This is a genomic window from Pelagibius sp. CAU 1746, from assembly GCF_039839785.1.
Lineage (GTDB): Bacteria > Pseudomonadota > Alphaproteobacteria > Kiloniellales > Kiloniellaceae > Pelagibius.
The window spans coordinates 167,173-183,147 of the sequence record NZ_JBDOQT010000002.1 but is presented as its reverse complement, the minus strand read 5'-3'; the positions used below and the strand labels follow the sequence as shown (position 1 = coordinate 183,147).

Genomic DNA, 15,975 nt, shown 5'->3' with positions numbered 1-15,975 from the left:
AATCAAGAAGAGTTGCAGAATGGTGAGTTTTCATCGTTGGAGCCGCAATCATCTATGAAAAACCAAAATCACTTGGACTTACTTTGAGGAACCTTTGACCTTTTGGCACTTCTCGGCGCCTTGCGGGAAAGCGCCCGACGGCCCAAGTTCGTAGCGCTATAATAAAATAAATCAATTAATTCAGGAAGTTAAAATGTCCTCAAGTTCTGACGCCACGATCTCTGACGCCGCGAAGCTCTGGCTCAAGCGCTGCAAGGCCTACGGGCTGGAGCGAGCCACGCTCCGCTCCTATACGGGGCATTTCAAGCACCACATTGAGCCGAAGATAGGGGGTCTGCTGCTCAAAGACCTGGTCCGCGCCGATGTCGAGGACTTCCTCGACGACATGCTGGACACCAGCTCCAAGGCGATGACCAAGAAGGTACTGGCCAGCCTCCGCAGCATACTAACGCATGCACAGTCCCGCGGCTGGATCGAGCATAACTTCGCCCGTGACGTGAAGCTGCCCCGAGGCCGCCGCCACGAAGAGGAGAAGGTCATCCCAACCAAGGGCGAGATAAAGCTCCTGCTGACGAAGGCCCCGGAGAAGCACAAGCCGATCATCGTGACGGCAATCCTGACAGGGATGCGCTCCTCGGAGCTGCGTGGGCTGACCTGGGACAACGTTGATCTGAAAAAGGGAGTCATCTACATCCGCCAGCGCGCCGATCGCTGGAATGAAATGGGGCCGCCCAAGAGCCGCGCAGGACGACGCGACATTCCGATCGGGTCGATGGTCCGAGAAACGCTGACCGAGTGGAAGAAGGTCTGTCCCCCGGGGCCGGCGAACCTGGTCTTCCCGAACGGGAAGGGGAACCCGGAGACCCATGCGAACATCTACAACCGAGTTTTCAAGCCGCTAATGGTCAAGTGCGAGATCGTGGACGGCGAGGGGAAGCCTCGCTTCAGCATCCACGGCTTGAGACACGCGGCGGCCTCGCTCTTCATTGAGCAGGGTTGGTCACCGAAGAAGATTCAGACGATCCTTGGGCATTCATCGATCAACATGACCTTCGATGTTTATGGGCACCTTTTCCACGACGCAGAGGCCGATGTGGCGCTTATGGAGAAGGTCGAGAAGGACCTGATGGCTGCTTGAGATGTAATTCCTCTTTGCAGAAAGAGTTTGCTGGGCTCATCTTAGCTTCTTCAGTTCAGTGTTAATCGGAAACATCTCACTGTTGCAGAAACAGATCATTCGACTGTTGGATCAAGAAGATGCCCATTGGTAGACATCCCGGAACTATTTTAAGGGATCGAATTGAAGAATACCGTTCAAGGCGAGGCGGCTTCGGTCAACTAAACGGGGACCAGTGTTTGCAGATAATGCGCCTGGTCCGCAAAGTTATTGAGCGAGATAAACCAACGCCGGCGCCGATGTATGCTCGTCTCTACGCTGATTGGCTCATGCATAATGAGCTGAACAACCAATTTGTCCTGAGCATTGTTGAGCAAATAAATGCTGCCTTTGCGAAGGGTCAACTCATGGCATGGGTGGTGCCAGAATTGCTCGGTCTTGGTCACCTCCGGCAGGAGCTAGTCAGAATCTTCGACAAGTACTCTGTTTCAGATGAGATACTCCAGACAGGGAGTCTCTGGTTGCGATTTGGCGGCCTGCTCCTTGAAGAAGTCGCGGAGAATCCAATTGGTTTTTCGGAGTGCAGAACTGAGATCAAAGGTAAGGCAAGGCAAGCTCTTCAGCGCATAACGGATCAATCCATTGAAGTGTTTGGAAACCCAGGAAAAGGTGAGCCGGCTTGGTTTGATCGTCTCGTTATAGAAGAACATGTTGATGACGAAGGACATTTCGCATGGCGGCTGGAGTTTTGCTTTCCTGATGGAGAGAGATTCGGGATAAGGGGGATACTGATTTTTGCAGATAGTCATCCATTTCGAGTAGACGACATTAGCCGGCATCCAAACCCCACCCGATCGGACTACAAGAATGCTGCCGATCGGCTTCTACTGGCTAACCGAACACTGGGAGGCCTCTTCCCGATACGGCCACCAAAGGATCACTTGTTAAAGTGAGTACGGTCGCGTAGGCGGCCAAGAAGTAGCAAACAGACGCAAAAAATCTTAACCGGACAGGATTGGCCCGAGGCTCTGTGGCGAAGAGCATCGCACTAGAAGTTGCTGTCTTGTTTTTTGCGAAGAGCGTGTCATGGCGGAAGACGAACGGATTTGGGATGTTAAGAGGCTCCTGTTCGAGTACGTCAAGAGCCCATCGTTGCGGCACCTTCGCGACCCGCATTCCATCCACAAATTGGCGAGGGACATCGTCAAGGCAATTGATCGCGGGAACTCGATCTGGACAAAGTGGGATGGGCAACGTGAAGTCGTAGCAAAGGCTGCCGTTCCATGCTGGATACCTGTCGAGGACCTGCGAGATTTTCTCAACCGTTTGCCTGGGCCGCAGCTTACAACCACAGATGTTGAACAGCGCCTGAGAGCGTTCGAGGAAGAAGATCACTTTTTTGAGCTTCCAAACGAAGAACTACAGGCTGGCTGTCTGGCTCTCTACGAGCAAGAGAAGACGCAGGGTACGGAACTTCCGGCGATCATCGGGCTTCTCCGAGACCACATTGAGCGGGAAGAAGAGAGAATTCGGGTCGAGCGGGAAGAGTATCTTCGACAATTGCGTGAACAGGAGCAGGTTGCAGGAGAGCAAAGACTACTCTCGGGCGCGGACTGCAAATGGACTCAGCTAAGAAAATCTAAGCACTGGTATTGCCGAAAAAACGGTCGGACCTACCGCCTATCACCTACGCAAGATAAAATGTGGCATCTCTTTCGGGTAAAGACGGTCTCGGATGAAGACGATGGCGATCTGCTCGGGAAGTATCAGCGGAGAGGTGATGCTACAAAGGTGGTCTCGGAAATGGCATACCAGCCTGAGCCGAGGTGGTAAGAAGACCGCCGAGGCTTACTGCGCGAGCAGAGGTTTCAGGGGCGGTTAGGCTTCGTTATCGGGTAGTCGCCTGACTTCACCCGGCCCTACGCCCCACTTTGCCAGCAATTCCCCAGATGCATTCTCTATCGCTGTCGCAGACGTATCAGACCCTGCGTCGAGGCGGTCCATTACGATCTTGCAGGCGGAGATGTGGTCTGACTCCCCTACAATGTAGCGAGCCAGATCGGTGGTACCATCGGTGTATGTTGTTTCAGTTTGGACAATTGTACCTGTCATGCCGTCAGTATGATCTCATTGATAGCCGTTCACCAAGCCCTGATCTAAGACTGATCCACTCCTTCTTGACGACAGAGCCAAATCGCAACAATTCAGCAGATAAGAGCAAGAATGTTGCATGAGGATTTTTCACGTAAGTTATTGATTCCGCGGAATCATAATCCGCGTGTCGGGGGTTCAAGTCCCTCTCCCGCTACCAATGAAAACAAGGCCTTGGCGTCAGCGCGCCAGGGCCTTGTTTGCGTTTGGGGCCGGTCCCGCCTTTTCGAACAGGGGGTGTTAAACCGCCCTCAGTTCGCCGGTTTCCAGTCGTCCATCTTGTCGAACTTCATCTGGCGCTTTGCCGCGGTTCGCGTCGCGAGAGCAAAAGCGTGGGAAACAAGATACTTGTTAACAGGAGAAGGTATGGGCCCGAGCCGTAAGGCTCCCGGTAGTGAGCCCGCCGGATCGCTACACCATTCCAAAGAATGAAAGGGCAGGCCGGAGCCTGCCCTTCGATTTTGTGCGATCCAATCGCCGAAGCGAAAGGCTTGTTAACGACCGGACCACGATTTCCTAGATGCTACCTCGCAACGTTGACACGGATCATGGCGATCTGCAACATCCGATTGAATAACTACGGGGAAACTGCAGGGATTGAGATAGATGGAATATCGTCTCGGCCTTGATCTCGGAACCAACTCAATCGGCTGGTGCATACTCGATCTGGGTGGGGACGGGTGCCCAGTCGCTATCCGGGATGCCGGGGTGAGGATTTTTTCCGACGGCCGCAATCCGAAGGACAAGACTTCGCTGGCCGTGGCCCGCCGGACGGCTCGTTCTATGCGACGCCGAAGGGACCGCTACCTACGTCGCCAAAAAAAGCTGCTCAGTGCGCTTGTCGGATTTGGATTGATGCCGGAGGATCCGGCTGGTCGTAAGGCTCTGGCCGGCCTGAACCCTTATGAAATACGCGCCAGTGCCCTGGACGCGGCGGTTTCACCGCACCATTTGGGCCGCGCTTTGTTTCACCTGAACCAACGCCGGGGCTTTAAGTCCAACCGTCGGACCGATAGAGCCGACGATGACGAGCGCGGCAAGATCAGGCAGGGCGTCAACAAACTGCGCGATGCCATGGCGGCGCAAGGCGCGCGCACGCTGGGCGAATTCCTGCACCGGCTGCAACAGGATGGAGCAAGTGTCCGCGCTCGCCTCAAGCCCGAATCCACGGAGAGCGGAAAGACGGTGATGGCCTATGAACTCTATCCCGACCGGGCGATGGTCTTGGAGGAGTTCGAGGCGCTTTGGGCCGCACAGGCGCCGCATCACCCGGACATCTTCACCGAGCAAGCGCGGAAGAAGCTGCGGGACATCATCTTCTTTCAGCGTAGGCTGAAGCCTGTGCGCCCCGGCAAATGCACTTTCAATCCGGAGGAGGAGCGCCTGCCGCGGGCGCACCCCCTGTTTCAACGCCGCCGGATTTTCCAAGATGCCAACACCCTGACGATCATCGGCCTGGACCAGACGTCGCGCGGCCTGACCCAGGACGAGAGAGACAAGGTCGCGCTGGCCCTTTTGACGACGCGGAAGCAGACTTTCGGCCAACTCCGCCGCCTGTTGAAGCTGCCACCGAGCAGTCGTTTCAATCTCGAGTCTGAAACCCGTAATGAATTGAAAGGCGACGAGACGGCGGCGGCACTGGGCAAAGACGACCGTTTCGGCGCCGGGTGGTACGCTCTGCCACTCGAAACGCAGATCGGCATCGTGGAAAAACTTCTGGAGGAAGAAGAGGAGGAACTGCTGCTTGCCTGGTTGGGGGCTCAGCACGGCTTGCCGGCTGTCCGGGCTGACATGGTGGTTCGTGCGACATTGCCCGATGGTCATGGCGACCTCGGTTTAACTGCCACAAGGGGAATTTTGGCCGAACTGGAGCGCGGCGTCGTGGCTTACAGCGAGGCTGCGAGGTTGGCCGGATACCACCACTCGGACTTTCGCGACGGTGTGATCCACGATGCCTTACCCTATTACGGGCGGGTGCTGGAACGTTACGTGGCCTTCGGATCGGGAGACCCGGACGATCCTGAGGAACTCCACTATGGTCGCATCGCCAATCCGACTGTTCACATCGCGCTCAATCAACTGCGGCGTCTGATGAACGCCGTGATCGCGCGACATGGCCACCCGGCAGAGATCGTCGTCGAACTCGCTCGCGCGTTGAAACTGAATAAACGTCAACTCGAAGATGCTGAAAAAGCAATCAAGGACAATACGGCGCGCGCGGATCGTCATCGCCAGATTCTGGCCGACTTGAATCTGCCCGACAAGGGTGAAAGCCGGATGCGACTGCGTCTTTGGGAGGAGCTCAATCCCGCCGACCCCCTTGACCGATGCTGCCCCTACACGGGCGAACCGATCTCGCCGGAGCGGCTGTTTTCTAGCGAAGTGGAGATCGACCATATCCTGCCGTTCTCCCGCACGCTGGACAATTCAGCGGCTAACAGGACGGTGGGCTTGCGCAGAGCCAATAGGGAAAAACGCAACCGGACCCCATTCGAGGCCTTTGGTCACCGCCCCGGCTGGGATGAGAACTTGGAACGACTCGTTGCGCTTCCGCGCAACAAGCGATGGCGTTTCGGGCCGGATGCGATGCAGCGTTTTGAGACAGAGGAACGCGATTTTCTGGACCGGCAATTGACCGACACGCAGTATCTCTCGAGAATTGCGCGGGAATACCTGACGGCGGTGTGCGATCCCCGGAAGGTCTGGGTCACGCCGGGCCGCCTGACGGAACTCCTGCGGCGTACCTGGGGCCTCAACGACCTCTTGCCCGATCACAATATCGTCGAGCGCCAGGATCAGAAGAACCGCCTCGACCATCGGCATCACGCAATCGATGCGGCCGTTGTCGGCGTGACCGACCGAGCCTTGCTGAACGCGATTTCACGCGCCGCGGCGCGCGCAGAGGAGCAGGACCTGACGCGTCTCGTCGATGGCATGCCCGTTCCTTTCCAGGGTTTTCGCGACTCTTTGCGCGAGATCCTGGAGCGCGTGGTCGTCTCGCACCGGCCTGACCGCGGCACCCCCGCGAGGCCGGGGTCCGTCAATCCGCGCGGCAGCTCGGCCGGCCGCTTGCATAATGACACAGCTTATGGCCTGGCCGGTACGCCGGACGCGCGCGGTGCTCATCTTGTCGTTCACCGGGTGCCTCTGGATAGCCTCAAGGACAGTGCCGGCTTGGGTCGGATTCGCGATGCCCGTTTGCGGCAAGCCTTGCTGGACGCGACCGAGGGTCTGTCAGGCAAGGGTTTTGCCGCCGCCCTGGCGGCCTTCCCGTTGCGCGACGGCATCTATAAGGGGGTGCGCCGGGTGCGTGTGTTGGAGCGGCTCAAAGTCATCCCTGTTCGTGACAAGTCCGGCCGGCCCTACAAGGCCTATAAGGGCGATGCCAACTATCGCTTCGACGTGTGGGAACTTCCAGGCGGACGATGGGCGGGTGAAGCGGTCTCCATGTTCGAGGCGCACCAGCCGGACTGGCGTTCGAAAGTGAAAGAACAGTCCCCGACGGCCCGCAAGGTTCTACGGTTGCACAAAGGCGATCTGCTGGCGACGGAAACGGGAGCAAATCGGGTAATTCACCGGGTGGTCAAGTTCTCGGCTAACGGCTCCATCCAGTTGGCGGCGCACAACGAGGCCGGAAAGCTCAAGGCGCGTGATGCCAAGCCGCTTGCCGAAGACTACTTCAAATATATCAACACTTCCGCGTCAGGCTTGAAGAAGTTGTGCGCGCGGCAGGTGCGCGTCGACGAATCCGGCCGAGTATTCGATCCCGGTCCGCGTCGCCAGAGCTGATACGCACCGGGCGTGGAGGTCATGGACCGAGTTGTCGATATCGCTACCGATGGCCGCCATCTTTCGGCCTATCGTGGGTTTTTGAAGGTGGAGGAACGCGGTCAGGAAGTTGGCCGCATCCCACTGGACGACATCGCCGCAGTTGTGGTCCATGCCCATGGCATCACCTACTCGAATAACCTCTTGGTGGCTCTTGCGGAGAGAAACTGCTGTCTCGTCGTGTGCGGACGCAATCATGCGCCAGTATCCATCGTTTGGGCCTTGAGCGGCCATCACCGGCAGGGTGCCCGTATGCGCGCGCAATGGCGTGCTGGAAAGCCGCTGCAAAAGCAGCTTTGGCGCCGCATAGTGACAGCGAAGATCGAGAACCAAGCGGCAATTCTGGATGCCGTGGGCGCGCGGTCGGGAGGTGTGGCCGCCTTGGCTGCAAAAGTCCGTTCCGGCGACCCGGAGAACGTGGAAGCCCAAGCGGCCAGACGGTATTGGCCGTTGCTCTTTGGAGAGGGGTTCCGCCGCGACCGGGCGGGCGCGGCACCGAACGCCATGTTGAACTACGGCTATACAGTCATGCGGGCTGTTATGGCTCGCGCGGTCATCGCAGCAGGTCTGCATCCGACCATAGGCTTGCACCATCACAACAGAGGCAATGATATGGCCCTGGCCGACGATCTGATGGAACCTTTCCGGCCCTTCGTAGACATCTGTGTGAAGCGCTTGCAGGCGCAGGGGGACATCGAGGTCACGCCCGAAGTCAAGGAGGCGTTGGTTTCTTTAATCGCGTTGGATGTTCCAACGCAAAAAGGGATGAGCCCCCTTGCTGTTTGCATCCAGAGCCTTGCGACCACACTCGGGCAGTCCTTCGAGAATGGGAAGGTCTTGCTGGATCTCCCGTTGCCGCCTAGATGGCTCGATCTTGGCGCCCTGCCGGACCGCAGGCATTGCGAATGACGGCTAGAACGTTGGACGGCGGATATTTGTGCGGGTACCGACTCATGTGGACAATGGTGATGTTCGACCTGCCGGTGGATACTAAGGAACGGGGCAAGGCCGCCGCCAAATTCCGGGAGTTCCTTCTCGATCAGGGATTCGAGATGAGCCAGTTCTCGATATACCTGCGATTCTGCAGCGGGAGGGAACAGATGGAAACATTCTCGCGCCGAATTGAGCAAAACCTGCCTGAGTTCGGCAAGGTTCACATCCTTGCCTTCACGGACAAGCAATACGAGAATATTATTCGATTTACCGGCAAAGCTCGTGCGGAAAACCGGAAAAATCCTGGCCAACTTGCTCTTTTCTAGTCATCACGGCGCATTTAGGCATGAACAGCAACCGCTCAATTCCCTTTATTTTCAAGGAATTGAGCGGTTGCGGAGTGTAGCACCTAGGAAATCGTGATCCAGCCGCAACTACCCCTTCGTGCCCGCGTTGAGATCCACTAGTGTAGCACCTAGGAAATCGTGATCCAGCCGCAACTGACGGCGGAACTGGGGCTCGGCGACTCGAGTGTAGCACCTAGGAAATCGTGATCCAGCCGCAACGTGTTGACGACGTTGGAGACACCGGTAAGGAGTGTAGCACCTAGGAAATCGTGATCCAGCCGCAACGCAGCGATACGAGGGGCGGCCAGCCGTCCGAGTGTAGCACCTAGGAAATCGTGATCCAGCCGCAACTAAAGGCCAAGAGCAAATGACCGACACACAAGTGTAGCACCTAGGAAATCGTGATCCAGCCGCAACATCTATCGCGGCTGGGGCGCGGCCTGCTGGAGTGTAGCACCTAGGAAATCGTGATCCAGCCGCAACTTTGGTGAACCTTGGGGTTTTGCGCCCCACAGTGTAGCACCTAGGAAATCGTGATCCAGCCGCAACGTCCGAATTGTTGTGCAAACACAGCGTAGCAGTGTAGCACCTAGGAAATCGTGATCCAGCCGCAACTACTTCGAGGAGGACCCCTCATGACGAAGAAGTGTAGCACCTAGGAAATCGTGATCCAGCCGCAACACAGGATCGCCTCATGAGCCGGGGCCGCATAGTGTAGCACCTAGGAAATCGTGATCCAGCCGCAACTTGATGCCGGCATTGATCTTGTCGATTTTAAGTGTAGCACCTAGGAAATCGTGATCCAGCCGCAACACCAGGCAGGTCAGGCCGCCGGGCCGGGTCAGTGTAGCACCTAGGAAATCGTGATCCAGCCGTCCCCGCCCTCAGTTCGCCGGTTTCCAGTCGTCCATCTTGTCGAACTTCATCTGGCGCTTTTCTTCGCCCGGGGCGCCCCAGTTGAAGCCGAAGGAGGCGCCCTCCCAGGAGCCGTAGCTGGGGTTGGGCAGCATGATCCAGTCGCGGCCCCAGTGGGCGGCGTTGTCCTGGAACAGCTTCTGGCGCTCGGCCGGGGAGACGTCGACGCCGTCGAGGAAGTCGCCGAGGTTGTCGCCGATCAAAAGCGCGATGCGGTAGTTCTCGGCCACCACGGCGCGGCGCGTGCCCTTGTCGGAGCCCCAGTCCTCCTTCTCCCCGCGCAGCAGCACCCGGTCGTCCTGGTCGCCGATGGGGTAGCCGAGCTTGGTCAGGTTGTTGCGCGTCGGCGCCTCTTCCGGCGCCTTGCGGTTGGAGACGTAGAACACCGCGACGCCGCGGGCATGGGCGTAGTTGATGAAGTCCAGGCTGCCGGGAATGGCCCGCGAGGTTTCGGTGTGGACGAAGGGCGCCCAGGTCTTGGAGCTGTAGTGCTGGCCGTTCTCCACGATCCAGGCCTGGTAGAGGGAGTTGTCCAGCACCGTCTCGTCGACATCCAGGATCACAGCCACCGGCTTCTTCTCGTAGCCCGGACCCTGCTCCATGGCCGCGGTCCAGCTCTGGTCGGCGATGGCCTGGTTCAGGCGGATCCTGGCCAGGGCGTAGAGCGCCTCGGTGTTGGCCTTGTATTCGACCGAGTTCTGCATCCAGTAGGTGGCATTGGTGCCGTCGTTCGCGGCTGGCTTGCCGGCCATCTCCTGGGCCTGTGCGGTGACTGCCCAGAGGCAACCGGCCAGCACCAGGCAAAGCCCGCCGAGGGGGCGTTCGCTGAATGATGTTCCCATTTCGCTCTCCGTTGTGGCCCGCGGCGCTGGCCGCCGCGCCGGCTTGGGGTGATTTTGCCCGAGCAGGCTGCAGGAACCAAGCGATACTCAACCGGCGGGGCGGACGCCGCAGCCGGGCATCGCCTCGGCGCCGCCGGAGTGCTACACTCCCCGCCAAGAAGGGGGTGGCCCTGCGGGCGCTCCCGCAGCGGCGCCCCCTCCTGTTTTTCGGACACAGGAGGAACAGGTCATGAAGGTCAGGCAAGCCATGCATGCCGGCGTGGACTGGTGCGCACCCGATACACCCCTCTCAGAGATCGCCAGGATCATGCGCGACGACGACATCGGCGCCGTTCCCATCGGCGAGAACGACCGTCTCATCGGCATGGTGACGGACCGCGACATCGTCTGCCGCGGCTTTGCCAACGGGCGCGACCCGAACTCGCTCACCGCGCGCGACGTGATGACCGAGGGCATCGTCTACTGCATGGAAGAAGCGTCGCTGGAAGACGCCATCCACCTTATGGAGAACAAGCAGATCCGCCGCATGCCGGTGATCAACGACAAGAAGCGGATGACCGGGATGCTGAGTCTGGGCGACCTCAGCCACGCCGCCGGCCGGGAGTTGACCGGCGAGCTGGCCGAGGCAGTCTCGGCGCATCACTGACAGGACGGGGCGCCGCGGCGGCTGCCGCGGCGCTTCTTTCCGCCGGCGCTCCCGAACACCGGCAGCGCGCAGAGGCGTTTGAATTCGCTTTCCGGCGTGCTTACGATCTTACCGGGGTCGGATCGGCGGCGCCGGGCGGAGGACTTCGCGCCTCCCCGGTGCCCGTGAGGAAAAGGGCGCGTCATGCCTTGGCAAAGCCGTCTGGCGGCCGTGGGACAGGCTACCGCCGCGGCCCTCCTGGCGTTTCTCCTCGCCGGGGAGGCGGGGGCCGCGAGTTTTTGTACGGAGCCTCCGCAGGCTGCCGCGGTGGAGGTCGGGGCCACGGCGCCGCAAGTCGAAGTCGATCACGGCTATTCGCGCAAGGAACTGCAATGGCACGCCGCCGAGGAATACGGTTATGAGCACGCTGAAGGCAGGTCCGTCTTCGGCCTGACGGCGGGGCGCATCAGGTCCCAACTCTTCGTGCATACCCTGACCGAGACGCGCCGGAGCGGACAGCGTTGCGTCTGGCCGTCGCGCTTGGTCGCGGAGCTGGCTTACGACGAACCGATCAAGGTCTACGTGGCCCGCGAATACCGCCCCGGAAGCTGCCAGTACAAAGCGGTGCTGGCTCATGAAATGAAGCACGTCGAGGTGCTCCGCGAAACGCTTGAAGACTACCGGCGGCGCCTGCGGGCGGCGCTGCAGCAAGCCTTGGAGAAGGGCTTCTTCCCCTACACGGGGCAGGACGGCGAGCTGGTCGCGGCCAGGCTCCGGAGGTATTTCGAGGTGCCCTACAGGAAGGCCCTCACCGAGGCCGAGCGGGAGCGGGACCGGCGCAACGCGGCGCTGGACACGCCCGAGAGCTACCGCCGTACCCGCGCGGCCTGCCGCTCCTGGTAGCGCCGGCCTGCGCCGGAACCCCGGTCCGGCCCGCGGCGCGTTCCGCATTCCCGGTATTCTTGGCGGTGCGGCCTTGGCTCCATAGGGCCGGCCCATCTGGCTCTTGGGATGGGGCCAGCCCTTGCCCTATATCAGGGGCAGCGATTGCCGCGGGGCTTGGCGGGGCCCCGCGCGCCCCAATCCCAAGGAATGAGGAATCTCAACCAATGAAAATGACGACCGAGGAAGCCTTTGTGAAGGTCCTGCAGATGCACGGCATCGAACATGGCTTCGGGATCATCGGCTCCGCCTTCATGCCGATCTCCGACCTCTTCCCCAAGGCCGGGATCACCTTCTGGGACGTGGCCCACGAGACCAATGGCGGCCTGATCTGCGACGGCTACACCCGCTCGACCGGCAAGATGGCCATGGCCATCGCCCAGAACGGGCCCGGCGTCACCGGCTTCGTCACCGCCGTCAAGACCGCCTACTGGAACCACACGCCGATGCTGCTGGTCACCCCGCAGGCCGCCAACAAGACCATCGGCCAGGGCGGCTTCCAGGAAGTCGACCAGATGCCGATGTTCCGCGAGATGGTCTGCTATCAGGAAGAGGTGCGCGACGCCTCGCGCATCGCCGAGGTGCTGAACCGGGTGATCGAGAAGGCCTGGCGCGGTTCGGCGCCGGCGCAGATCAACGTGCCGCGCGACTACTGGACCCAGGTCATCGACATCGAGCTGCCGCAGATCGTGCGCATCGAGCGCCCGGCCGGCGGCAAGCGCGCCATCGCCGAGGCCGCCAAGCTGCTTTCCGGGGCCAAATTCCCGGTCATCCTGAACGGCGCCGGCGTGGTCATCGGCGGCGCCATCCCGGCTTCCCAGGCGCTGGCCGAACGGCTCGACGCGCCGGTCTGCTGCGGCTATCAGCACAACGACGCCTTCCCGGGCTCGCACCCGCTCTTCGCCGGCCCGCTGGGGTACAACGGCTCCAAGGCGGCTATGGAATTGATCGCCAAGGCCGACGTGGTGCTGGCCCTCGGCACGCGGCTCAATCCCTTCTCGACGCTGCCCGGCTACGGCATCGACTACTGGCCCAAGGATGCCGCCATCATCCAGGTCGACATCAACGCCGACCGCATCGGCCTGACCAAGAAGGTCTCCGTCGGCATTCAGGGCGACGCCAGGCTGGTCGCCGAGCAGATCCTGGAGCAGCTTTCCCCCGAGGCCGGCAACGCCGGCCGCGAGGAGCGCAAGGCCCTCATCCATCAGACCAAGTCGGCCTGGCTGCAGGCGCTGTCCTCCATGGACCACGAGGACGACGATCCCGGCACCACCTGGAACGAGCGCGCGCGCAGCCGCGACGCCGACCGCATGTCGCCGCGCCAGGCCTGGCGGGCGATCCAGGCGGGCCTGCCGAAGAACGCCATCATCTCCTCCGACATCGGCAACAACTGCGCCATCGGCAACGCCTATCCGACCTTCGAGGAAGGCCGCAAGTACCTGGCTCCGGGCCTCTTCGGCCCCTGCGGCTACGGCTTTCCCTCGATCATCGGCGCCAAGATCGGCTGCCCCGACGTGCCGGTGGTGGGCTTCGCCGGCGACGGCGCCTTCGGCATCTCCATGAACGAGATGTCTTCCGTCGGCCGCGAGGAATGGCCGGCCATCACCATGGTGGTGTTCCGCAACTATCAGTGGGGCGCGGAGAAGCGCAACACGACGCTTTGGTACGACGACAACTTCGTCGGCACCGAGCTGGATCCGCACCTCAGCTACGCGCGCGTTGCCGAGGGCTGCGGCCTGAAGGGCGTCACCGTGAAGACCCAGGCGGAGCTGACCGAAGCCCTGGCGACGGCCTGCAAGGCCCAGGACGACGGCGTTACCACCTTCATCGAGGTGATCTTGAACCAGGAACTGGGCGAACCCTTCCGCCGCGACGCCATGAAGAAGCCTGTCGCCGTGGCCGGCATCGACCCCAAGGACATGCGTCCGCAGAACCCGGCCTGAAGCCCTTCCATATCCGAGGCCGAGGCCCCGGCGCAGCTGCGCCGGGGCCTTTTGTTTTGCCGCCTCGACGGGATGATGGCGTCTAGAGAATTGACGGCGGCTGCCGCAGTGCGCAGTCCCCGCCGAACGGCATGCTCGCATTGAGAGGAAAACCCCGGCGCATTGCATGCTGGTGAATTCGCTGTGGATTTCCGTGATCGATTTGTGACAACTTGATGCGGAGTTGCGTTCGGACCCCGGCGCTTCGCCGAGGTTCAGTGCCAAACGATCCGCCAGGCTCCGCTTGGCGGCTGTTCCTGCGGTAGCGTCATCGATTCAGGTCTCTTGCAGGTTCTCCCGATGCGGCTGAAATGCAAGTTGGCACATGAACCGGGATACCGTGCCGATTGCGGTATCATGTCACAGCCGTTCCGCCATCCGTCGCCATGAAGGTTGTCAGATGACCGCAGGCTTCATCGAGGAGGTCGTTGCGCGCCTGCCTGGCCCGGTGTTTGCCTTTTCCACATCGGGACGTCTGGAAGCCATCAACGATGAGGGCGTGGAACTGACAGGAATCTCCCGTCAGGCGGCCCAACAGATGAAGCTGTCGGATTTCATCGATACCGAAGAGCGGGATCGCGACTTCATCGAACAGTTCCTGCGGTCGCCGGAGTTGCCCGTTCCTCTCTTCAGAATTGAGGACGGCAAAGGGGGGGCGACTTCTTGGCAGAGCGAGTTCTTTCGGCTCGACGGGCAGGACCGCTCGTGGCTGGGCATACGCCTCAGCCGACCTGAAAGAGGCAGCTATTCGAGGGGCGAAGCGACGGCCGGTCGATCGCCTGAACGGCTCCTTGGCGAGAGAGGCGCTGCGGGCTGCGGGCCTGACGAGGCTGCGTGCCGACGTTGTACCCATATGTCGAAGGCAGACCGCTTCGCCTGCGGCTGTCCCGGCAAGCAGCACCCGCGTTGGTTCGGCGGCAACCTGCTTCAAGCGATCCAGGCCATCTTGCGGGCCGGCCCCCAGGAACTGGCGCTTCAGGCGGCTATCGCCGAGATCTGTCAGTTTTCGGGTTGGGACTACGCCGAAATCTGGATACCCGGCGGACCTTCCCGCGCCTGGCGGCCACATCCGTTCTGGTTCGGGAACCGCCAAGCCTACCAAGGCTTCAGGTCGCGCACCTTCGCGGCGGCCGAGGCCGGCACTCCGCCGCTCATCGAAAGAGTGGCGAGCACGCAGTCGGCGTGTTGGTTCAGCGATGCTTCCGTGATGCCGCTCACTGAATACGCGCGCGCCGCTGCGGCCGAAGAGGCCGGGCTGAGGGCGACCTTCGCCCAGCCGATTACACATGCAGGAAGAACCATAGCGGTTCTGGTCTTCATGATGGCAAAGCCGTGCAGCCGCGACGATGACCTCGCGGAGCTGATCGGCACCGTTTCGTCATGGCTGCGCAAGATCATCCAAGACGGCGACCCAGGGCGGGCCAAGGCCGGTGGACTTTCGCACGCCGCTCCAGAGGTGGGCGGAAGGGCCGCTGCCGGGGCCGGCGGCGGTATTCCTCCCTGCAGCTTCGATCTCCTGTGCACGCTCCTCAACTCGGTGGATCGGCCCGCCTTTGTCGTTACCCTGCAACATCGGACCATCCTTTGGGCCAATCCCACCGCTTGCCAGCTCTTCGGATATGAAGTGGGGGAGCTTCTCGGACGCTCGACGCGAATTTTGCACGTCGACCAGCGGAGCTATGAGGAGTTCGGCAAGCGGGCCCGCCCCTTCGTTACGCACGATAAGGTGTTTCGTCACCGCTTCTGGCTGCAGCGCAAGGACGGTTCCCGCTTCGCCAGTGAGCATCTCGTCACTCCGGTGAGAGATCTCGGCGGCGCCCAGGTCGCCGTTTCGCTGGTAACCGATCTCAGCGCCCCGGCGACTCGCCGCTTCGGCAAGCATCTGCGCCGGCTGTCGCCGCGCGAGTACGACGTTCTGCAACTGACCATCGACGGCTTTTCGGTGAAGGAGATCGCCTCTCGTCTGGGCTTGAGTCACCGCACCGTGGACATTCATCGCGCCAACCTGTTGAAGAAGCTGGAGGTCGGAACGACGACGAAGTTGCTGGCCGAGGTTCTGGCCATGTCGATCGTCGAGCACACGCAGCTTTAGTTCCGCCGCATCCCGGCAGGGCGCAAGGCCCTTTCGCCTGGTGGAATGACCGCGGGCGAGCGGGGCCGTGTTGCGCGGCAGAGGCTTTCCGCGCGCCTTTGACTACAGTCGTGATCGGAACGGCTATTTTCTCACTAGGTGAAAACACCTAAGGCATTGCAAACAATGCAGTATTCGAGATTTCTACAACTTTTGTTAAGG

The 15,975-nt window shown here is 60.8% G+C and carries 11 protein-coding genes and 1 CRISPR repeat array; of the genes, 10 read left to right on the top strand and 1 reads right to left on the bottom strand.

From position 1 onward, the window contains the following. Positions 1-193: 193 nt before the first annotated feature. The 6 genes from AAFN88_RS17750 to cas2 all read left to right on the top strand — a co-directional run bounded on the left by AAFN88_RS17750 (position 194) and on the right by cas2 (position 8,355). Complete coding sequence (locus AAFN88_RS17750) at positions 194-1,138, top strand: tyrosine-type recombinase/integrase (protein ID WP_347521889.1); 945 nt, start codon at positions 194-196, stop codon at positions 1,136-1,138. A gap of 119 nt (positions 1,139-1,257) precedes the next feature. Further along, positions 1,258-2,070: a hypothetical protein gene (locus AAFN88_RS17745; RefSeq protein WP_347521888.1), complete on the top strand. Its 813-nt coding sequence runs from the start codon at positions 1,258-1,260 to the stop codon at positions 2,068-2,070. Between the two features lie 133 nt (positions 2,071-2,203). Then, the gene (locus AAFN88_RS17740) at positions 2,204-2,950 is read left to right on the top strand and encodes a hypothetical protein (RefSeq protein ID WP_347521887.1); all 747 of its coding nucleotides are present in this window, start codon (positions 2,204-2,206) and stop codon (positions 2,948-2,950) included. Between the two features lie 924 nt (positions 2,951-3,874). Beyond that, positions 3,875-7,057 carry a type II CRISPR RNA-guided endonuclease Cas9 gene (gene cas9, locus AAFN88_RS17735; protein ID WP_347521885.1) on the top strand — a complete coding sequence of 1,061 codons (3,183 nt, stop codon included), beginning with the start codon at positions 3,875-3,877 and terminating at the stop codon, positions 7,055-7,057. Positions 7,058-7,078: 21 nt separating this feature from the next. Beyond that, positions 7,079-8,005, top strand: coding sequence for a type II CRISPR-associated endonuclease Cas1 (gene cas1, locus AAFN88_RS17730; protein WP_347521884.1), 927 nt, complete (start codon positions 7,079-7,081; stop codon positions 8,003-8,005). Further along, positions 8,002-8,355 carry a CRISPR-associated endonuclease Cas2 gene (gene cas2 / locus AAFN88_RS17725; protein WP_347521883.1) on the top strand — a complete coding sequence of 118 codons (354 nt, stop codon included), beginning with the start codon at positions 8,002-8,004 and terminating at the stop codon, positions 8,353-8,355. The genes cas1 and cas2 overlap by 4 nt, the downstream gene beginning before the upstream one ends. Before the next feature lie 73 nt (positions 8,356-8,428). Beyond that, positions 8,429-9,255: direct repeats of the CRISPR family, unit length 36 nt; unit sequence AGTGTAGCACCTAGGAAATCGTGATCCAGCCGCAAC. A 5-nt stretch (positions 9,256-9,260) separates the two neighbouring features. Here cas2 and AAFN88_RS17720 read toward each other — a convergent pair. Further along, positions 9,261-10,133, bottom strand: coding sequence for an HAD family acid phosphatase (locus AAFN88_RS17720; protein ID WP_347521882.1), 873 nt, complete (start codon positions 10,131-10,133; stop codon positions 9,261-9,263). A gap of 229 nt (positions 10,134-10,362) precedes the next feature. Between AAFN88_RS17720 and AAFN88_RS17715 the strand changes: the two genes are divergently transcribed. The 4 genes from AAFN88_RS17715 (at position 10,363) to AAFN88_RS17700 (ending at position 15,774) form a co-directional block, all read left to right on the top strand. Further along, positions 10,363-10,779, top strand: a complete 417-nt coding sequence (locus AAFN88_RS17715; RefSeq protein WP_347521881.1) for a CBS domain-containing protein — start codon at positions 10,363-10,365, stop codon at positions 10,777-10,779. Between the two features lie 183 nt (positions 10,780-10,962). Beyond that, positions 10,963-11,661 carry a hypothetical protein gene (locus AAFN88_RS17710; RefSeq protein WP_347521880.1) on the top strand — a complete coding sequence of 233 codons (699 nt, stop codon included), beginning with the start codon at positions 10,963-10,965 and terminating at the stop codon, positions 11,659-11,661. A 206-nt stretch (positions 11,662-11,867) separates the two neighbouring features. Further along, the gene (gene xsc, locus AAFN88_RS17705; RefSeq protein ID WP_347521879.1) at positions 11,868-13,643 is read left to right on the top strand and encodes a sulfoacetaldehyde acetyltransferase; all 1,776 of its coding nucleotides are present in this window, start codon (positions 11,868-11,870) and stop codon (positions 13,641-13,643) included. A gap of 439 nt (positions 13,644-14,082) precedes the next feature. After that, complete coding sequence (locus tag AAFN88_RS17700) at positions 14,083-15,774, top strand: PAS domain-containing protein (RefSeq protein ID WP_347521878.1); 1,692 nt, start codon at positions 14,083-14,085, stop codon at positions 15,772-15,774. Positions 15,775-15,975: the final 201 nt, after the last annotated feature.